The sequence below is a fragment of the Fictibacillus sp. UD genome, from assembly GCF_043558025.1.
GTDB lineage: Bacteria > Bacillota > Bacilli > Bacillales > Fictibacillaceae > Fictibacillus.
The window spans coordinates 21,108-40,843 of record NZ_JARUHH010000005.1 but is presented as its reverse complement, the minus strand read 5'-3'; the positions used below and the strand labels follow the sequence as shown (position 1 = coordinate 40,843).

Sequence of the window (19,736 nt, the reverse complement as noted above, 5' to 3'; positions counted from 1 at the left end):
CTTTTCCTTTGTTCGAGTTAGAATTTTGGAACACATAAAAACAACAAGCCCTGCAAGTTGACTGTCAACTTGCAGGGCTTATTCATTAATTTTCTTCTACTTCTTTTCGGTTCTTCTTAAAGATTTTGGATAAAACTTCATACACGATTGGTACGATGATCAGCGTCAATAACGTAGAACTTGCTAATCCTCCGATTACGGTGATACCAAGACCTTTTGAAATTAGCCCGCCTCCCCCTGAGCCAACTGCTAACGGAATTAACGCTCCGATTGTTGCGATGGCTGTCATTAAGATTGGACGAAGACGGGTTGCTCCCGCCTCGAGAATCGCTTCACGCATACTCATTCCTTCGCGTTCCATATGGATGATGCGGTCTACAAGAACGATAGCATTTGTCACTACAATACCGATTAACATTAACAGTCCCATCATGACAGATACGGAGATGGTTTCACCTGCAATCAATAGACCGACAAATGAACCAATCACAGCAAATGGCAGCGAGAACAGAATTGCAAATGGTGCGACACCTTCACGGAATGTTACGACAAGAATGAAGTATACGATCGCAATTGCCGCAAGCATTGCTGCTCCAAGCTGTGTAAATGTTTCCGTCATATCTGCCTGCACACCAGCTACTCCAACTGTAACCCCTTTAGGCATATCCAGTTTATCGATGTCTTTTTGGACTTCCGAAGAGGCTTTGGATATATCATCGCCTATTGCTTTACCTGAAACCGTTGCGTAGTATTCCCCTTTGCTTCGGGCAAGTGTATTAAGCGTTGTTCCTTTTTCAACTGTTACAAGCTCAGATAACGGCATTGTTGTACCAAGCGCTGTCGGTACTTGCCTTGCCAAGATATCATCCACCGATTTAGGCTGTTTTGTTTGCTCCTGCTGAACGATAACATCTAGCGTATCACCGTCCTTTTCAATCGTCGTCAATACATCATCCGTTTTTACAGGATTCAGCATCATTACGATCTGACCTGTTGTCAGTCCATATTTTAGAATTTCATTTTGGTCGACGTTAAAAGTGTGCTCAACAAACGCATCCTTCGCGCTTGAAGTAACATCCTCCAATTGATCGTTCTTTTTCATGGCATCTTCTGCCATCTTTACCGCTTTATTAAGCTTATTCAAATCCTCACTGTAAAAGGTATAGCTGACTTCATTCTCAGGACCTGTCGATGCTGCGAAGTTCTGACTCTTCCATTCTCCTGATTGACCAATTTCTGATACATAGTCTTCTATCTCTTCACGAACCTCTGGGAAGTTATCCATTTCCGGGTCAAAGATGAGATACATTAATGCACCGCCTGCTCCGCCGCCCGCCATAGCCATCATCGGATCAGCGTTTTCCGTAACAGAGATTTGAACAATATCGATATAATCACGCTTAAGCATTTCTTCTTCTAATTCTTCAACGTTTGCTAGTGTTTCATCCTTAAGCTCACCAGCTTCAGGTGTGTATGTTAAATACATAACTTTATCTTCTTCACTGCCCATGAAGCTGAAGCCGATAATTGGTGTTAATGCTAAGCTTCCCGCTAATAAAATTACGGCTAAAAGTGAAGTAATAATTTTATGGTTAAGTGATTTGTTAAGAATTCCTTTGTACCAATTTGATAGCTTACCAGCTTCTTTATGGTTGCCTTCTGTCTTTTCACTATATAACTTCTTTTTGAATAAGAAGTGGGATAATGCAGGTACGATTGTAATGGCCACAATCAGGGAAGCACCTAGCGCAAACGTCATGGTTAACGCGAATGGTGCGAACAGCTCGCCAACCATACCTCCAACAAAAATAAGCGGAGCGAATACAGCAACGGTTACCAATGTGGATGATAGGATTGGTTTGAACATTTCAATAGTTGCTTCTCTTATTAACGCACGTCCGTTCAGTTTTTCTTCTTTCAAATGCAAACGTCGATATATATTTTCTACAACAACGATTGAGTCATCGATTACCCGGCCGATCGCTACCGTGATCGCACCTAGCGTCATGATGTTCAGCGTAATCTCCATCCAATTAAGAATCAATAATGCCATGAAAATCGAAACCGGAATAGAAATAATTGAAATAATCGTTGATTTAAAATCACGCAAGAACAGTAAGATAATTAATACCGCGATTAATCCTCCGAATACTGCTTTTTCAATCATGGTTGTTACGGACTCTTCTATCGGTTTACCTTGGTCCAGAGATACATCAATCACAAGACCATCTATTTTTGATTTTTCTTCTTTAATTAACTTTTTGACACTGTCTACAACATCAACCGTGTTGGCTTGCTGTTCTTTAACAATCTGAATAGCGATAGCGTCATCTCCGTTTGTTCGGGAGACTGACTCTACTTTTCCGACTGTTTTGATATCTGCAATCTCACTAAGTTTTACAAATGGGGTTGGATTTTGTGCAGATGGTGTGACAGGAATCATCATGTTCTTCAGTTCTTCTGTAGTCATGAACTTACCGTCAACTGCTACCGCTTCTTCACCTTTTTCAAACTCATAAAATCCTAGAGAGACCGCCATGTTGCTTGCTTGAATCATTTCTTTCACTTTATCTTCTGTTAGACCAAACTCAGACATTTTATTTTTCTTATATGTAAGGTCCACTTCTTCAACGTGCTGACCAGTAATTTTTGCTGATGCAACACCATCAATCTTCTCAATCTTAGGAAGAATAATCTCTTCTACCGTTGATGTTAATTCAACGATATCCTCTTTTGTACTACTTACACTTAGTGCAGCAACTGGCATCATGTTCATGCTGATCGCTGTAACGGTCGGCTCTTGTGCTGTCTCCGGCAATTCGACCGCATCAAGCGCAGATTGCAATTCGCGTTTTGCCTCATCCATATCTATCCCGTATTCATATTCCACTTGAATATTTGACATGTTTGAATATGAATTCGAATAAACGGCTTTTACATCTTCAAGACCTTCAACCGCTTTCTCTATTGGCATGGAAACGTCTTCCATCACTTTCTCTGGAGTTGCCCCAGGATAAACGTCCATCACCATTAAGTAAGGAATCGAAACATCCGGAATTGTTTCCATATTCATTCGTGTGCCTGAATAGATACCCGAAACTGTTATAATGATGGTAAGCAGCCATACGGCTAATTTATTCATCAGGACGAAATTAACTAAACCTTTCATTAGTCCACCAACCCCTAATTGACTTATCAAACTCAATTACTTATACTAATGACTGGTTGGTCATTTGTCAATGAAATATATTAGGAGCGATGAAATGAGTAAAAAACAATTAATTATGGAAAGTGCCCTTGAACTCTTTGCAAAACAAGGTTTCGAAGCAACTTCTGTACAGCAGATAACCGAACATGCCGGTATTTCCAAAGGTGCTTTTTACTTATCTTTCAAGTCAAAGGACGAATTGATCATTGCACTGATAGATCACTTTATGCTGGAATTCATCTCAGGTATTGACCATGTAGTCAAAAATCATAATAACGACAAAAATCTATTAAACGAATTTTACAAAGCAGCGTTTCATTCCTTTCAAAAGCATTCTGATTTTGCCAAAATTTTTATAAAAGAACAATCGCAAACCGTTAACAAAGAGCTCATTACTAAAATGCATCACTATGACAAACTAATCGATAAAATTATTTTAGGGATGTTGGAGCGTTTATATGGCGAGGAAGTCAGACATACAAAATATGATCTGATTTATTGTGTGAAAGGCTTCATGCATACCTATTCACATCTATTTTTATTCTTTAACGTACCATTGGACCTGAATTTATTAAGCCAGTCACTTGCAGAAAAGACCTATTTGCTTGCGAGGCATTCTGAGACAACTTTTATTTCTGAAGAGCTTTACCAATCATTTAACGAAATGCCGAAAGAAGAAGGTACGAAGGAGCAGATCATCGAAATTATTGAACAAAAAATAGAAGAAGTTGAAGAGTCTACTGAGAATGAATCCTTAATTCTGCTGAAACAGCACGTTCAAGAGCCAAGCTTAAGTCCAGCTATAGTAAAAGGGCTTCTGTCAAACCTTAAAGACCACCCCAAATGTAAGCAAATCTCTTATTTACTTCGGAATTATCTGGAGTTATAGCATAAACTTTCGACCGCAGTTCATATCACATTTAAATCGTAGCGAAAGCGCTGCGATTTTTTTAATTTAAAAGGATAATTTTGTAAAAGGAAGAATTATATATATAAATTTGAAAGGAGGCTGTCTATTATGAATAACACGGAACTCAATTTTAAAAAAGAAAAGTTTCGGAAAGATGAAACATTCCTTACTAAAAGTGCTGACTATTTATCTACTTGGTCTCAAAAGTATGTACCTGACGCATTTGTTATTGCAGTATTACTTACATTGTTCGTATTTCTTATAGCATTTTTCATTAATCCTACTAAACCCCAAGAGATTGTTAAATCATGGGGAGATGGATTCTGGACTTATTTAGCCTTTACCATGCAGATGGTATTATTAATGGTTACCGGTATGACTCTGGCAAGTGTTCCTTTTATGAATAGAACTTTACAATCTATCGCTAAATTAGCTAATTCCCCACAAAAAGCATATATTCTAACGTTCCTTATCAGTGCACTAGCTTATTACATAAACTGGGGTTTAGCTGTTGTTGTAGGTGCAATTATGGCTAAAGAAGTTGCAAAGAAGAATTCTAAAGCTCATTTCCCTCTTCTAGTAGCTGCCGCCTATGCTCCTACTGCTTTATATAGCGCTGGTCTTTCAAGTTCAATCGGGTTAACCATAGCTACAGAAGATCACTTCCTTGCTGATGTTATGGGTGTTATTCCTACCTCTGAAACAATATTCAGTACGTCCACCATCATTATTTTTTTATCACTCCTAATTACATTACCTATTATAATCGTACTTATGGCTCCCAAGAAAAACATTGTAAGTTTTAATCCAAGTCACTTTACCAATGAAACAATTGATAAACCCTCTAAACAAAACTTAACACTTGCTGAAAAACTTGAATGGACACCTTTTTTAGGTATTACCCTTGGTATAATTGGAATTTTCTATTGCGCATACGAGTTTTTTAATGGCCGGAGTCTGGACTTAAATATAATTAATATTTTCTTTTTATCCCTTGGTTTACTTTTACATGGTTCACTAAACAATTTTGCTCAGGGGTTTAAAGAAGCAACCCAATCGATTTCACCAATAATACTGCAGTTCCCTTTTTATGCAGGGATAATTGCGGTGCTCGGTAGTTCTGGTTTAGGAGCAGGTATTATTGAATGGATGTCTTCAATAGCATCTAAAGAAACCTTTGATATTTTCACATATTGGTCAGCTGGATTAGTGAACTTGCTCGCTCCTTCTGGTGGTGGTCAATGGGCACTTCAAGGTCCTCTCCAGATCCCAGCTGGTTTAGAACTTGGGGTAGATCCAGCTACGGTAGCTATGGCTGTGGGCTGGGGAGATGCATGGACAAATTTAATTCAACCGTTCTGGGCTCTCCCTCTTTTAGGAGTACTTGGTTTGAAGATAAAAGACATCATGGGATACTGCTTTATCCTTTGCATTTGGGTTGGTATAGTTACAAGTGTACTTATGCTCTTTTTGTATTAAAGAAAAAAATCCTCCCTTTAAAGGAGGATTTTTGTTGTTTTATCTCTTTTTCAGTTCTTCCACAATCAGCTTGTTTACAAGCGGAGGGTTTGCTTTCCCTTTTGTTTCTTTCATCACTTGTCCAACAAGGAATCCAACCGCTTTTTCTTTGCCGTCTTTGTAGTCGGCAACAGACTGTTCGTTCGCATCGAGGATCTTCACGACGATTTCGCGGATTGCGCCTTCATCTGAGATCTGCACAAGACCTTTTTCTTTAACAATTTTCTCTGCATCGCCACCGTTTTCAATCAACTCTTTGAAAACAGTCTTAGCAATTTTATTCGAGATCGTCCCGTTTGCAATCAGCTTGATCATGCCAGCAAGACCTTCAGCTGTTAGAGCTGTTTGATCGAGCTCTCTGCCTTCGTTATTTAAATAAGCACTCACTTCACCCATGATCCAGTTAGATGCCTGCTTCGCATCTGCACCAGCCGTGAGTGTCGCTTCAAAGAAATCTGCCATCTCTTTTGTCATCGTAAGAACCTTCGCATCGTACTCTGGAAGTCCGAAGTCACCTACATAACGCTTTTGGCGCGCATCTGGAAGTTCTGGAATGTCAGACTTCACACGATCCATCCATTCTTCATCAATAAAAATGGACACAAGATCAGGCTCAGGGAAATAGCGATAGTCGTCAGATCCTTCTTTTACACGCATAAGAATTGTCGTTTTTGACGCTTCATCATAGCGGCGCGTCTCTTGAAGGATTTCTCCTCCTGCTGAAACTACTTCACGCTGGCGCTTCTCTTCGTGTTCCAGTCCCTTTTGAACGAAAGCAAACGAGTTTAAGTTCTTAAGCTCTGCCTTTGTTCCGAACTTTTCTTGACCAACTGGACGGATAGAGATGTTCGCGTCACAGCGCAGCGAACCTTCTTCCATTTTACAATCCGATACACCTGTGTATTGAATGATCGCTTTTAACTTCTCTAAATACGCGTATGCTTCTTCAGGCGTACGAATATCGGGCTCCGATACGATCTCAACAAGTGGCGTTCCTTGACGGTTCAAGTCAACAAGGGAGCCGTCTGCTGTATGCGTCAGCTTTCCAGCATCCTCTTCCATATGGATGCGTGTAATACCGATTTTCTTTTTATTTCCGCCAACTTCAATCTCAATCCAGCCGTGCTCACCGATCGGTTTATCAAACTGTGACACTTGATACGCTTTCGGATTGTCTGGATAAAAGTAGTTCTTGCGGTCAAATTTTGTTTCTCTATTGATTTCGCAGTTTAGCGCAAGTGCTGCACGCATCGCAAAATCTACGGCTTGATGGTTCACAACAGGCAGCACGCCAGGGTGTCCTAAGCAGATTGGACAAACATTCGTGTTCGGCGGAGCACCAAAGTTTGTAGAACAGCCGCAGAAAATCTTAGAGTTTGTTTTTAATTCTACGTGTACTTCTAATCCAATTATCGTTTCAAATTCACTCATCTTCTGCACCCCCTACAGCTTCGGCTTTTCTGTATGATGATCTGTTGCCTGCTCAAACGCATGTGCTACGCGATAAATCGTGCTCTCGTCAAAATGCTTACCGATAATCTGAAGTCCGATCGGCAGTCCATCTGAGAATCCACAAGGTACAGAAATCGCAGGCACACCAGCTAAGTTAACCGGAATCGTTAAGATATCGTTCATGTACATCGTTAACGGATCTTTCGTCATAGAACCGCATTTAAACGATGCAGATGGCGTTGTCGGCCCGATGATCACATCGTATTTTTCGAAAATGTTCGTAAAGTCTTCTTTAATCAGCGTACGTACTTTTTGAGCTTTTTTATAATAAGCATCATAGTAGCCAGAGCTTAACGCGAACGTTCCAAGCATGATGCGGCGTTTTACTTCCTCACCAAACCCTTCACTTCTGGACTGCTTGTACATTTCGATCAAGTTGTCACTGTTATCTGAACGCAGTCCGTAACGAACACCATCAAAGCGCGAAAGGTTAGCAGATGCCTCAGATGATGACAGCAAGTAGTACGTTGCAAGAGCATAACGAGAATGCGGCAGAGATACTTCTTCCCACGTTGCTCCAAGTCCCTCAAGCACCTTTAATGCTTCCATAATACGTTCTTTAACGCCCGGTTCTACACCTTCACCAAGATATTCTTTTGGCACAGCAATCTTAAGCCCTCTTACATCACCTGTGAAAGAGGCAAGATAATCAGGGATATCTACTTTTGCAGAAGTAGAATCCATCGGGTCGTTTCCTGCGATCGCTTGCAGCAAGTATGCATTGTCTTCAACATTACGCGTTACAGGTCCGATTTGGTCTAGCGAAGACGCAAACGCGACTAAACCATATCGTGAAACCAAGCCGTACGTTGGCTTTAATCCAACAACACCACAGAATGCGGCTGGCTGACGGATCGATCCGCCGGTATCAGAGCCTAGCGAGAAAAGAACTTCTCCCGCTGAAACGGACGCCGCAGACGCACCTGAAGAACCGCCTGGCACACATGATAGGTCCCACGGGTTGTGTGTCGGGTGGAAACCTGAGTTTTCGTTAGATGACCCCATCGCAAACTCGTCCATGTTCAATTTCCCGATCGTGATCGTGTCTGCTTGATTTAAGCGTTCAACAACAGTCGCATCATAGATTGGTTCAAAGTTTTCTAGAATTCGAGACGCACATGTTGTACGAATCCCTTTTGTTACGATGTTATCCTTGATTCCGATCGGCATACCAAATAACAGTCCTCTATCAGCACCGGAAACAAGTTTCTCATCTAATTGTTTAGCCTTAATGCGGCTGTATTCTTCATTTAATGTTAAAAATGCTTTTACCTTATCATCTACTTGATGAATGCGGTCAAACGTCGCATCCACAATGTCAGTTACACTCAATTCTTTTGTATGTAATAACTGATGCAGTTCTGAGATCTTTTTATCTAAAATCGACATACGTGGTCTTTCCTCCTACTCCAAAATGTTCGGAACTTTAAACTGGCCGTCCTTTTGTGCTGGCGCATTTTTCATCGCCTCATCTACTGATACAGAATTTCTCACTTCATCTTCACGAAGGACATTCTTCAGTTCCAATACGTGTGTAGTCGGCTCCACGTTATCTGTGTCAAGTTCTTTCAATTCTTCCGCAAACCCGATAATTTTATCTAATTGTTCAGTAAGCAGTTCGGCTTCTTCTTCCGTAACGGCTAAACGGGCTAAATGAGCCACGTGTTTCACTTGTTCTTTCGAAATTCGAGACAAGCATGCCACCTCCAAGACTTCTTATACGAAAAGTATTATTCTGATGATAACAAAAAGCTTGCCCTGTAAGCAACTTGAGGAAGGAAGATTCACGGAATTGAGTTATTTTCGAGGGTTTTTGTTGAATTTGTAGCTGGTTTCAGGATTGCGCTCGTTTTACGGTACGTGTTTTTATATTTTATTACGCGTTCGCCGTTAAATCGGTTGTTACCACCTGTAAAAGGGCTTTAAACACCGCTAAGACGAGCGTGACCACCTGAGATTGCACCGTCACCACCTGAGGACAGCGCTCGCGCAGTATAAAACAGCACCGAAATTCCCTCGAATAGAAAAAAGAATCTACTCTAACGTAGATTCTTCCATATTTGTATTCAAATCTTCTAAAATAAACTTAAATTCCCCACTCATGAAGTTCTAAGCGGCGCACTCCTTCTTTTACGTAAGGATCTTCTTGCGCTAAGTTTTGAGCTTCGTCTAGTGACTCTGCTTTGTAAACCACCATACCGCCTGCTCCATCCAAGAATGGTCCTTTTAAATGAACCTTATCCTGTGCCACAAGTTCTGCTAGGTAATCAAGGTGCGCCTGACGGAATTCTTGGTTGAGTTCCGGTTTTTCCATATGTAAAATTGCTGCGAAATATGCCATGTTTGTAACCTCCTTATTTGTTATGTTCATCTTACTACATAGTGTTGAACACCAAAAGAAAAACACCCGGTTGCTTTACCGAATGTTTTTAGTCTTTTCCGTAGCTCGAATCTTTTGTCGGATGCCGGAGCATGCCTTCTTTTGGCGGTGACTTCTTTTCGATGAGATCGCGGTTCATATTTGTGTTCCAACCGATATCGTTCGTAGGATGCACCCACTCTTCTCCTGCCATAACTTCAGGATCCGTGTCCGTACTCCAGTTGTTGAGAGGAGAATTGGACGAATCGTAAAAGCTGTCTCCGATTACTACGCCATGTTCGTTTACAAATGGCGCTTGCATCTTCATACCTGTTTCCTTGAAGTCTGGAGAACTGATCTGGTGCGGCATCGTTTCATCTAGATCGACTTCAGGAAGACTCTTCTTTTGCTCTTTATCTTTTGACATTTTCACACCTGCTTCCATATCGTTATACGATTAATTTCTCCTTAAGCGGGCTGTATAATCCATTTTTGTTTGCAGATTGTGTAAAGACTTATAAATTTTTTTAAAGACTTATAAAGGAAATTCCCCACAGAAAAAAACCCTTTCTCAGGCGAGAAAGGGTTACAATTTTGAAATTATAGTGTTTCTGAAGTTGTTTTTGCTTGCATGTGCAGTGTTAGGTAGTCTGGTCCGCCTGCTTTTGAGTCAGTTCCAGACATGTTGAATCCGCCGAATGGCTGGTATCCAACGATTGCACCTGTACATCCACGGTTGATGTAGAAGTTACCTACGTGGAACTCTTCACGCGCGCGCTCGATGTGCTCACGGTTGTTAGAAAGAAGTGCACCTGTAAGACCGTAATCTGTGTTGTTTGCGATTTCCATCATGTGATCGAAGTCACGCGCTTTACATACAGCTACAACTGGTCCAAAGATTTCTTCTTGCATCAAGCGAGCTTTTTCATCTACATCAGCAAAGATTGTTGGCTGGATGAAGTAACCTTTAGAGTCGTCGCCTTCTCCACCAGTCATCAGACGGCCTTCTTCTTTACCAATTTCAATGTACTTCATGATTTTGTTGAAAGAAGCTTGGTCGATTACCGGCCCCATATAAGTTCCAACTTCTTCAGGGTTGCCCATTGTTAAAGTCTTAGTAAGAGCTACAGCTTTTTCTAAAACTTCATCATACACGTCTTGGTGGATAACAGCACGAGATCCAGCAGAACATTTTTGTCCAGAGAATCCGAATGCAGAGTATACGATTGAGCTAGCTGCTAATTCAAGATCAGCGTCACGGTCAACAACAACAGTATCTTTTCCGCCCATTTCAGCAATTACACGCTTTAACCAAATTTGGCCAGGGTGTACTTTTGCTGCGCGCTCATAGATGCGGCAGCCAACTTCACGAGAACCTGTGAAGGATACGAAACGTGTTTTCGGGTGGTCTACTAGGTAGTCACCGATTTCTGCTCCACTTCCAGGAACAAAGTTAAGTACGCCTGCAGGAAGTCCTGCTTCTTCCATCACTTGAACGAACATCGCTGCAATAACTGGAGTTGAGTTCGCTGGCTTCAATAATACCGTGTTACCAGAAACGAACGCAGCAGCTGCAGTACCTGCCATGATTGCAAATGGGAAGTTGAATGGAGAGATAACGATTCCTACTCCAAGTGGAATATAGTTAAATTTATTGATTTCGCCTTCGCGGCTTACTACTGGTTGTCCAGCTTTAAGTTTGATCGCTTGGCGTGCATAGTATTCTAAAAAGTCGATAGCTTCAGCTGTGTCAGCATCTGCTTCTTTCCATGGCTTACCTGCTTCTTTTGTAAGCATAGCGGAGAATTCATATTTACGGCGGCGGATGATCGCTGCTGCACGGAATAAGATGTTCGCGCGGTGCTCAGGATCCCACTTTTTCCAAGATTCGAAAGCTGTTAATGCAGCTTGCATCGCTTGCTCAGCATGATCTTGAGTCGCTTTAGAAACAGATCCAATCACTTCTTCTTTGTTAGCTGGATTTATAGAAACAATCTTCTCGTCTGTCGTGATTTTTTCACTGCCGATAACAAGCGGAAACTCTGTACCAAGCTTTGAGTTAATAAGTTTCAAGCCTGCTTCGTAAGCTTCCTTGTTTGCAGGAACTGAAAAGTCCATAAATGGTTCATGACGGTATTCACGTGTCATAATAAATTCCCCTCCTATTAAAGCGTTTTCATTATTGGGTTTCCCACGTTCATTCTACATGAACATTACGTTTTGTTCAAACAAACAGAAAATAGTCAGAATTCTTTATTTTCAAGGGATAGAGCCCTTTTGTGCATCTTTTTTCTTTGTGATGAATGATTAGTAAAGCTTTTGTGTGAATTTATATGCTTTTCGTAGTAAGTAGGCGAATAATTATGAGTTTTATCCTTCTTGAAGTAGATTTTTCCAATGACCTTGAATTTCAGATGTTTAAGGATTTTCAGTATTTTCTTCTTTGAGAAACTGATTGGAGCGCAAGGTGCGAGACTCCTAGGGGATCAGTGTGCCTACTACCTGAGAAACTTCTCGCAAGGCATGCGACGAGGAAGCCAGCTTTGATAGGAATTACTTGTAGACGCAGGAGCACACACTCCATCGCATGCTTTCCAGGAGGCTCACCGCACGCCCCCTGGAAAGCGAGCATCCTGGAGCGGAAATCAGCACCTTCAAAAACAGCAAAGCAAAAACCCACTAACCTTTACGTCAGCGGGCTTTCTAAAATCCTATTTACGATAAATATGCACAAATGGCTCTTCTTGCGTTGTTTCGTCTTTTACGATAAGCGCTTCTGGCTGATCAACGGCTGAGCCAATATACACCTCTACTGGCACATTCGGCAGCTCTCCCAGCGCTGAAGTCGCAACGAACTGGGTAAAGGAAATGATTTCTGCTTTACCGCGGAACTGAACAGGAATTTCGATCGTCATACGCTCTAAATTTCCGTCCTTATAAAACCCTTTTCCGATTACACCGATAAAGTTCGGGAAGTATTCTTGAACCTTTGATTTAAACGTCGTGAACTTCTCGTAATCACTGCGTTTCTTTTTAGAAGCTGTATCAGATGGGAACAATAGGTAGTCTTCATCCACGTCTTCCCATGAGCTGATCGAATTGCTTCCTTTTTTTACAACACCTGACGCAAAAAAGTTTCCTGGAGTTACAGAGTCGCGCTCTTCTTCTTGATAAAGAGCGAAAACGATCGGCACATCCTTTAGTTTTGAATCCGTACGTAAACGGCTCGCCACTTGTCCGGCAATTTTCTGCGCCTCTTGTTTTACCTTGGCACGGTCAAGCTTTACTTCACCGGGATAGATTAGGCTATCTTTGTTCACATTGTAATAATATGTTGAGTTAAAAGACAAACCGATTACAACACCGCCAAGTTTTACTTTGCCGTCACCGCTTTGAACAAGATAGTTATGCTCAAGTACATAGGAAAGGTACTTAGGGTTGTTCTTGTTTGCTTCAAGTATCTTATCAACATATCCACTATCACTTTGGGCTACTTTTGCACCTAATTTAGGGTTCAGACCAGTTTGGTCAAACTCACTCTTGCTTTTTCCTGGTTCTTCATCAGCTCTTCTTAGCCAGTTTGTTACCGTTGGCTCATTGAGGAACTGTCCTTCTTGGAAAAAATATTTGTCCGTGTTGAACGTGTCTTGTGCGATACGCATTAAGCCCATTTCAAACTCGTTAATATCTAGACGGTTATCAACACCAAAACGGATTACACCACGGGCTCCACCTGGTTCGAACGGAAAAATACTTCGATAGTACTTTTCACCAGTGTTAATCTCCCCTGTAATAATCGCTTTCTCTTCCTTTTTCCCCTTTTCTTGCACGACCTTTTCTTCTTTTTCCAGCTCATCATTCCCCAAACAGCCGGTCAAAACAAGTACAGTGCTTAAGAAAAGGAGTCCAACCCGTTTCATCATTACGGACACTCCTCTAATATTGTTGGTTAGCTCTCGCCAATCTTATTTGTTAAGCTCGTCCACCAATTTTTGCTCATCCCATATTTCAATGCCAAGCGTCTTCGCCTTATCAAGCTTAGAGCCTGCATCTTCACCCGCGATCAGCATATCTGTATTCTTACTTACGCTTCCGGTCACCTTCGCTCCTAAACGCTCAAGTTGTTCCTTCGCATCATTACGCGTTAAGATTGAAAGCTTACCCGTTAACACAACGGTTTTCCCAGCGAAAGGTGTATCTAAATCCTCAACCTTTACAAGCTTCGGCCCTTTATACTCCATGTTCATGCCGAGATTTTTCAATTCTTCCATCAGTTCTTTTACTTCAGGCTTTGAAAAGTAAAGCTGAATCGAGTCAGCCATCTTTTCACCGATCTCTTCTACAGCTAAAAGTTCGTCTTTAGAAGCACTCATCAAGCCATCCATCGTTTCAAAGCGCTGCGCGACCGTCTTTGCGGCTTTTGCCCCGACATGACGGATTCCTAGACCGAAAAGAAGACGCTCTAATGAGTTTTCCTTTGATTTTTCAATCGCAGCAAGCAGATTGTCTGCTGACTTCTCACCCATACGTTCTAATTCTAACAGTTTATCGCGCTCTAGCTTGAATAAATCTGCAAAGTTCTCAATTAATTTTTCCTTGAAAAGCTGTGCGACTACCTTTTCGCCAAGTCCGTCAATGTTCATCGCATTGCGGGAAACGAAGTGGATAAACCCTTCACGGATCTGTGCCGGACACTGCGGATTTAAGCATCGCAATGCTACTTCACCGTCTAATCGCTCAAGTTTGCTTTCGCATTCTGGACACTCTGTCGGCATATTAAAATCGGTTTCATCACCCGTGCGGCGTTCAGTAATCACATTTACGACTTCTGGAATGATGTCGCCCGCTTTTTTCACAACTACATAATCACCAATCTTGATATCTTTTTCCCGAATCAAGTCTTCATTATGTAAGGAAGCACGCTTTACAGTCGTACCCGCTACTAAAACGGGCTGCAGCAATGCAGTCGGTGTCACTACACCTGTTCGGCCGACATTCAACTCGATTCCTTCAAGCTTTGTTACCACTTCTTCAGCAGGAAACTTATATGCGATCGCCCAGCGCGGGTTCTTCGCTGTAAACCCTAGCTCTTCTTGCTGATACAAAGAATTTACCTTAATCACAATACCATCGATTTCATATGGAAGGTCTGGACGCTTCTCTTGCCAGCTATTCACATACTCAATGACTTCTTCTATATTCCCGCACTTTTTCCACTCAGGATTTGTTTTAAAACCTAAGTGACTTAAGTACGTTAAGCTTTCGTCATGTGAATCGACCGTATGGCCATCAAGCTTTCCAACACCATAAAGGAAAATATCAAGGTTACGGCTTGCAGCAATTTTCGGATCAAGCTGACGCAATGAACCCGCTGCTGCATTTCTTGGGTTCGCAAAAAGCTCTTGTCCTTCTTCTGCTCTGTGGGCATTCAGCTTTTGAAAAGACTTTTTCGGCATGAACGCTTCACCGCGCACTTCGAGCATCACAGGGTCTTTCAGCTTAAACGGGATAGAGCGAATCGTTTTTAAATTATTCGTAATGTCCTCACCGATTGTGCCGTCACCGCGCGTAGCGCCTCTTATAAAACGGCCATCTTCATAAGTAAGGGACACGGCCAATCCATCGATCTTCAATTCAGCCACATATGAAACATTAGAACCAACACCATCTCGTACACGCCGGTCAAAATCACGCAGATCTTGATCATTAAAGGCATTGCCGAGACTCAGCATCGGTACAGTGTGCTCGACTTTTTCAAAAAAGTCCAAAACAGCACCGCCTACACGTGATGTAGGCGAATGCTCGTCATGGAGTTCTGGATGATTGTTTTCAAGTTCAATCAGCTCTTTCATCAGCTGATCATATTCAGCATCAGGTACAGACGGTTTGTCGAGTACGTGATATTCGTAATTGTATTTTTCCAGCATGTCCCGGAGTTCCAGGATGCGTTTTTTCGCATGTTCTTCGTTCAACCCGTTCCACTCCTTCTTTCGTTACGCTTTTTCGATCGGGGCAAATTTAGCAAGCAGTCTTTTTACACCAACTGGTTGAGGAAATGCGATATCAAGTTCCAGTGAATCACCTTCACCACGCATGCTCACAACCGTTCCTGTTTCCCATTTACGGTGTTTGACTTTGTCGCCTACTCTCCACTCCAGTTTTTCCCCGCCAGAAGATTGATAGACAGGTGTAACCATTTTCTTTTTCGGTGCCATGAATGTTGGCGTTGCTCCTCCACCTGAACGAGCACCACCGCCCCAAGGAACAGAAGGTTTTTCTTTTACTTCCGTTTCAATCAGATCAGCAGGAATCTCAGCGATAAAACGCGATTCCGGATTCGTCGTCGTACGGCCATAAAGAGTACGCATTCTAGCATTTGTTAAGAAAAGCTCTTCTTCTGCACGGGTGATTCCAACGTATGCCAGACGGCGCTCTTCTTCCATCTCGTTTTCCTCAAAAAGTGCACGGCTATGCGGGAACACGCCTTCTTCAAGCCCCATTAAGAAAACAACCGGGAACTCCAAACCTTTTGCAGAGTGAAGCGTCATAAGCACAACCGATTCCTTCGGCTTATCATCTGCTGCATCTTCATCAAGCTTATCGATATCTGCAACAAGTGCTAAGTCTGTTAAGAAAGCGATCAGCGATTTGTCTTCCTGCTTCTTTTCAAAGTCTTGCGTTACGGAAATAAATTCATCGATATTCTCTAAACGGCTTTGTGCTTCAATCGTTTTCTCCGCTTTAAGTGCGTCGCGATAACCTGTCTTCGTTAACACTTCTTCCGTGAGTTCTGTCACAGAAAGATATTCCTGCTGGCGCGTCCAGTTCGTTACAAACTCAGAAAACTCTCTTAAAGAGTTCGTTGCACGGGCACTTAGACCGATCTGCTCAACTTCTTGGAGAGCTTGATACATGGATAGGTCATTGTTCGCTGCATATTGCGCCACTTTATCCATGGATGAAGCACCGATTCCGCGTTTTGGTACATTCACGATACGCTGAAGTGAAATGTCATCGTCAGGATTTGAAATAAGACGTAGGTATGCAAGGATGTCTTTGATCTCTTTTCTGTCATAGAACTTTGTTCCGCCAACGATGTTGTAAGGAATGTTCGACTTAATCAAAACTTCCTCGATAACACGGGACTGGGCATTCGTTCGATACAGGATCGCGATGTCATTATAAGAACGTTTGCCAGAAGTTACAGCTTCACGAATCTTGCCTGTTACGTAATAACTCTCGCCTTGCTCATCGTCACCTTGGTAATACGTGATGCTAGCGCCATCTGTATTGTCTGTCCAAAGATTCTTCGGCTTACGATTCATGTTGTTTTCGATTACCTTGTTTGCAGCTTGAAGAATCTTTTTCGTAGAACGATAGTTTTGCTCTAATAAAATGACTTCAGCATCATTGTAGTCTTTTTCAAAGGATAGAATGTTTGCGATATCCGCACCGCGCCAGCCGTAGATCGACTGATCGGAGTCCCCTACAACACAAAGGTTGCGGAATCGGTCTGCAAGCATCTTAACGAGCATATATTGCGCGCGGTTCGTATCTTGATACTCATCCACGTGAATATATTGAAACTTGCGCTGGTAAAACTCGAGCACTTCAGGAACCTTCGCAAAAAGGTGGATCGTCGTCATAATTAGGTCGTCAAAATCCAAGGCTTGATTTTTTCTTAGACGCTTTTCATAGCCTTCATAAACTTCACTCACAACACCTTCAAAATGGCCGTTCGCCACCTTTGCAAAATCCGCTGACGTTTTCAGTTCATTTTTTAAGGATGAAATGGCACTTAAGATTCCGCGAGGCTCGTACTTTTTCGGATCATAGTTCAAATCTTTCAATACCGCTTTTACAACAGACAATTGATCTGTCGCATCCAAAATCGTAAAGTTACGATTAATTCCGATTCGATCGATGTCGCGGCGCAAAATACGAACACACATAGAGTGGAACGTAGAAATCCAGATCTCTTCTGCTACTGGTCCAGTGATCTTAGCGACCCTTTCCTTCATCTCTCTTGCTGCTTTATTCGTAAATGTGATCGCCAAGATATTCCATGGTGCCACTTCTTTTTCCATCATTAAATAAGCGATACGATGAGTTAACACTCTCGTCTTGCCGCTTCCGGCACCAGCCATCAGCAACAATGGCCCGTCTGTATGTTTTACCGCTGCTTTTTGCTCAGGATTCAGTCCTGTTAATAGCTTTTCAATCATTTGATGCATACTCATTTTCACTTCACCGCCCGAACATATATTCTTATTTCATTTATTTTCACTCATTTTTGAGATTTTATCAACTTTTACCTTTAACGGCTTTAACCGTTTCAATAGCTGCGTTTAGATCGTAATAGATGATGTTCCCGACTACTACCGTGTCAGCGAATTCTGCCATCTCACCCGCTTGTTCAGCTGATGTGATCCCGCCGCCATAATATAAAACAGCATCTTCAAGCACGTTCTTCACTTTTTTTACAATATTAACATCACCATACGTACCGCTGTATTCCAAATAAAAGATCGGAAGCTTGAACATTTTCTCGGCCATGCGGGCATATGCTACAACATCATCTTCCGAGAGACTCGTGTCAGCACTCGATCGCTCAGCTGCCGTACAATCCGGGTTTAAGATGCAGTAACCTTCTGTAATAATCTCGTCCCAATTCATGATGTCACCGAACTCTTTTAAAGCTTCTGTGTGAAGACCTGTTATAAAGTTAGCATCCTTCGCATTTAATACGGTAGGTATATAGTAAAAATCGAACCCTGGTGTTAGTGATTCAATGTTGGATACTTCAAGCACACAAGGAACCGCATATCTGCGGATGCGCGACATAAGGTCCAATGTATTATCAAGCGTAACCCCAAGAGATCCGCCAACAATAACAGCATCCGTTCCGCTCTCACAAATCAATTCAAGGTCGCTTTCGCTGATCTCTTTATCTGGGTCAAGCTTAAACACATGCTTCCATTTACGATAATCAAACATTGTGTTCTTCCTTTCCTATTTAAAACAACCCGTGCCTGCTATTTACAACAGGCCGATTCTGTACTTCTGCATTATATCAAAAATAAAGTTCTCACTCTATGATTCATCATGTGGAAAGATTGTGAAGTTCATACTCGTTTTTAGGAGGAATGCCTGTGCTTATGTGGCATATTGACGATGAAATCATGCTAAAGCAAGCAGACGTTAAAGAATCAGATGCCATTTACAGATTGCTCGAGCATTCACGGCGGCACCTAGGCCCGTGGATCAGCTGGGTGGATTATACACAGTCAAACGGTGAAATGAAACAGTTTATTAAAACAGTAAATAAAAAGATGAAAGAACAGACCGATACCGTTCTGTTTATTTGGTATCGCGGACAAGTAGCAGGTTCTGTCGCTTTGTATGATTTAAAATGGCACAACCAGTCCGGCATGCTCGGTTATTGGGTTGGTACAGGATTTGAGGGACGCGGAATCGCTCATCGCGCGGTAAGAGGAATGCTTATGTATGCGTATTATACGTTAATGCTGAACCGTGTTGAGCTTCGCGCCGCGGTTCAAAATGAAAAAAGCATCAAGCTCGCCCGCCGGCTCGGCTTTCAGGCAGAAGGAGTTGTCCGGCAGGCTGAATGGATCCGCGGAAATTGCCGCGACCAAGTCCAGATGAGCTTGATGAAAAATGAATTTAACTAAATTATATTTCAGGATTTAAAACGTAATAGACGTATTCTGCTGCGCTTTGTTCAACCGATTCCTCTGATGCGCGAATCGCACTATGGAATACGAATGGCGCAATGTAACGAGTTCCGATTAAATTAGAAGTCGCTTGGAACGGTCGCAGCAGTTCACTAATCGAATAGTGGTTGTAGCCTCCTGCTTGATAAGAAACTTGCGGACCTCCTGTTGAAATCGCAATCACTAACTCTTTTCCATGAAGTGAATCTCCACCAGGTCCATATGCCCATCCATATAAAAGCACAGCATCTTGCCATTCTTTTAACAGTGACGGCGAGCTGTACCAATAGAACGGAAATTGGAGTACGATGCGATCGTGCTCCAGCAGCATGCGCTGTTCTTCTTCAACGTTTACTTTTCCATCCGGGTAAAGATCGTAAAGCTTACGTACCGTTACATGGTCTTGCTTTTCGATTTCTTCAGCCCACCTTTTGTTTACGGTAGATGTTTGAAGATTGGGATGCGCGATGATGACTAATGTTTTTTTCATTTATA

The 19,736-nt window shown here is 42.1% G+C and carries 15 protein-coding genes; 3 read left to right on the top strand and 12 right to left on the bottom strand.

Translation table 11 applies throughout. From position 1 onward, the window contains the following. Positions 1 to 85 precede the first annotated feature (85 nt). Positions 86 to 3,169, bottom strand: a complete 3,084-nt coding sequence (locus P8610_RS10005) for an efflux RND transporter permease subunit (RefSeq protein WP_394604262.1) — start codon at positions 3,167 to 3,169, stop codon at positions 86 to 88. A gap of 94 nt (positions 3,170 to 3,263) precedes the next feature. Here P8610_RS10005 and P8610_RS10000 point away from each other — a divergent pair, with 94 nt between their 5' ends. Together P8610_RS10000 and P8610_RS09995 are read left to right on the top strand one after the other, a co-directional pair. Beyond that, on the top strand, positions 3,264 to 4,097 hold the full coding sequence (locus P8610_RS10000; RefSeq protein ID WP_394604261.1) for a TetR/AcrR family transcriptional regulator: 834 nt from the start codon (positions 3,264 to 3,266) through the stop codon (positions 4,095 to 4,097). Positions 4,098 to 4,226: 129 nt separating this feature from the next. Continuing rightward, positions 4,227 to 5,597 (top strand): short-chain fatty acid transporter, encoded by a 1,371-nt coding sequence (locus P8610_RS09995; protein WP_394604260.1) that lies wholly within the window; start codon positions 4,227 to 4,229, stop codon positions 5,595 to 5,597. A 39-nt stretch (positions 5,598 to 5,636) separates the two neighbouring features. Here P8610_RS09995 and gatB read toward each other — a convergent pair whose 3' ends face one another. The 10 genes from gatB to P8610_RS09945 all read right to left on the bottom strand — a co-directional run bounded on the left by gatB (position 5,637) and on the right by P8610_RS09945 (position 18,504). Continuing rightward, entirely contained in the window at positions 5,637 to 7,067 is a 1,431-nt protein-coding gene (gatB, locus tag P8610_RS09990) for an Asp-tRNA(Asn)/Glu-tRNA(Gln) amidotransferase subunit GatB (RefSeq protein WP_289497336.1), read from the bottom strand. 12 nt (positions 7,068 to 7,079) lie between these two features. Further along, on the bottom strand, positions 7,080 to 8,537 hold the full coding sequence (gene gatA / locus P8610_RS09985) for an Asp-tRNA(Asn)/Glu-tRNA(Gln) amidotransferase subunit GatA (RefSeq protein ID WP_394604259.1): 1,458 nt from the start codon (positions 8,535 to 8,537) through the stop codon (positions 7,080 to 7,082). Between the two features lie 15 nt (positions 8,538 to 8,552). After that, on the bottom strand, positions 8,553 to 8,843 hold the full coding sequence (gatC, locus tag P8610_RS09980) for an Asp-tRNA(Asn)/Glu-tRNA(Gln) amidotransferase subunit GatC (protein ID WP_394604258.1): 291 nt from the start codon (positions 8,841 to 8,843) through the stop codon (positions 8,553 to 8,555). Positions 8,844 to 9,234: 391 nt separating this feature from the next. Continuing rightward, on the bottom strand, positions 9,235 to 9,489 hold the full coding sequence (locus tag P8610_RS09975; RefSeq protein WP_289497339.1) for a YciI family protein: 255 nt from the start codon (positions 9,487 to 9,489) through the stop codon (positions 9,235 to 9,237). Between the two features lie 88 nt (positions 9,490 to 9,577). Further along, entirely contained in the window at positions 9,578 to 9,934 is a 357-nt protein-coding gene (locus tag P8610_RS09970) for a DUF3905 domain-containing protein (protein WP_289497340.1), read from the bottom strand. A gap of 173 nt (positions 9,935 to 10,107) precedes the next feature. Beyond that, on the bottom strand, positions 10,108 to 11,655 hold the full coding sequence (pruA, locus tag P8610_RS09965; protein WP_289497342.1) for an L-glutamate gamma-semialdehyde dehydrogenase: 1,548 nt from the start codon (positions 11,653 to 11,655) through the stop codon (positions 10,108 to 10,110). 563 nt (positions 11,656 to 12,218) lie between these two features. After that, positions 12,219 to 13,430, bottom strand: a complete 1,212-nt coding sequence (locus P8610_RS09960) for a CamS family sex pheromone protein (protein ID WP_394604257.1) — start codon at positions 13,428 to 13,430, stop codon at positions 12,219 to 12,221. A gap of 42 nt (positions 13,431 to 13,472) precedes the next feature. Beyond that, positions 13,473 to 15,479 (bottom strand): NAD-dependent DNA ligase LigA, encoded by a 2,007-nt coding sequence (ligA, locus tag P8610_RS09955; RefSeq protein WP_394604256.1) that lies wholly within the window; start codon positions 15,477 to 15,479, stop codon positions 13,473 to 13,475. A gap of 21 nt (positions 15,480 to 15,500) precedes the next feature. Next, a complete protein-coding gene (gene pcrA / locus P8610_RS09950; protein ID WP_394604462.1) occupies positions 15,501 to 17,741 on the bottom strand; it encodes a DNA helicase PcrA in 2,241 nt (746 codons plus the stop codon). A 70-nt stretch (positions 17,742 to 17,811) separates the two neighbouring features. Then, positions 17,812 to 18,504, bottom strand: coding sequence for a heptaprenylglyceryl phosphate synthase (locus tag P8610_RS09945; RefSeq protein ID WP_394604255.1), 693 nt, complete (start codon positions 18,502 to 18,504; stop codon positions 17,812 to 17,814). Positions 18,505 to 18,665: 161 nt separating this feature from the next. On the opposite strand from P8610_RS09945, the gene P8610_RS09940 reads away from it, so the two are divergent. Next, positions 18,666 to 19,199 carry a GNAT family N-acetyltransferase gene (locus tag P8610_RS09940; RefSeq protein ID WP_394604461.1) on the top strand — a complete coding sequence of 178 codons (534 nt, stop codon included), beginning with the start codon at positions 18,666 to 18,668 and terminating at the stop codon, positions 19,197 to 19,199. 1 nt (position 19,200) lies between these two features. Here P8610_RS09940 and P8610_RS09935 read toward each other — a convergent pair whose 3' ends face one another. After that, entirely contained in the window at positions 19,201 to 19,731 is a 531-nt protein-coding gene (locus P8610_RS09935; protein ID WP_394604254.1) for an NAD(P)H-dependent oxidoreductase, read from the bottom strand. Positions 19,732 to 19,736: the final 5 nt, after the last annotated feature.

What these genes read in the sequence shown, in the direction of transcription:
- gatB (WP_289497336.1), bottom strand. Translation starts at nt 7,067, where the DNA reads ATGAGTGAATTTGAAACGATAATTGGATTAGAAGTACACGTAGAATTA.
- pcrA (WP_394604462.1), bottom strand. Translation starts at nt 17,741, where the DNA reads ATGCATCAAATGATTGAAAAGCTATTAACAGGACTGAATCCTGAGCAA.
- P8610_RS09935 (WP_394604254.1), bottom strand. Translation starts at nt 19,731, where the DNA reads ATGAAAAAAACATTAGTCATCATCGCGCATCCCAATCTTCAAACATCT.
- P8610_RS09970 (WP_289497340.1), bottom strand. Translation starts at nt 9,934, where the DNA reads ATGTCAAAAGATAAAGAGCAAAAGAAGAGTCTTCCTGAAGTCGATCTA.
- P8610_RS10000 (WP_394604261.1), top strand. Translation starts at nt 3,264, where the DNA reads ATGAGTAAAAAACAATTAATTATGGAAAGTGCCCTTGAACTCTTTGCA.
- gatA (WP_394604259.1), bottom strand. Translation starts at nt 8,537, where the DNA reads ATGTCGATTTTAGATAAAAAGATCTCAGAACTGCATCAGTTATTACAT.
- P8610_RS09995 (WP_394604260.1), top strand. Translation starts at nt 4,227, where the DNA reads ATGAATAACACGGAACTCAATTTTAAAAAAGAAAAGTTTCGGAAAGAT.
- P8610_RS09960 (WP_394604257.1), bottom strand. Translation starts at nt 13,430, where the DNA reads ATGATGAAACGGGTTGGACTCCTTTTCTTAAGCACTGTACTTGTTTTG.
- P8610_RS10005 (WP_394604262.1), bottom strand. Translation starts at nt 3,169, where the DNA reads ATGAAAGGTTTAGTTAATTTCGTCCTGATGAATAAATTAGCCGTATGG.
- pruA (WP_289497342.1), bottom strand. Translation starts at nt 11,655, where the DNA reads ATGACACGTGAATACCGTCATGAACCATTTATGGACTTTTCAGTTCCT.
- P8610_RS09945 (WP_394604255.1), bottom strand. Translation starts at nt 18,504, where the DNA reads ATGTTTGATTATCGTAAATGGAAGCATGTGTTTAAGCTTGACCCAGAT.
- P8610_RS09940 (WP_394604461.1), top strand. Translation starts at nt 18,666, where the DNA reads ATGTGGCATATTGACGATGAAATCATGCTAAAGCAAGCAGACGTTAAA.
- P8610_RS09975 (WP_289497339.1), bottom strand. Translation starts at nt 9,489, where the DNA reads ATGGCATATTTCGCAGCAATTTTACATATGGAAAAACCGGAACTCAAC.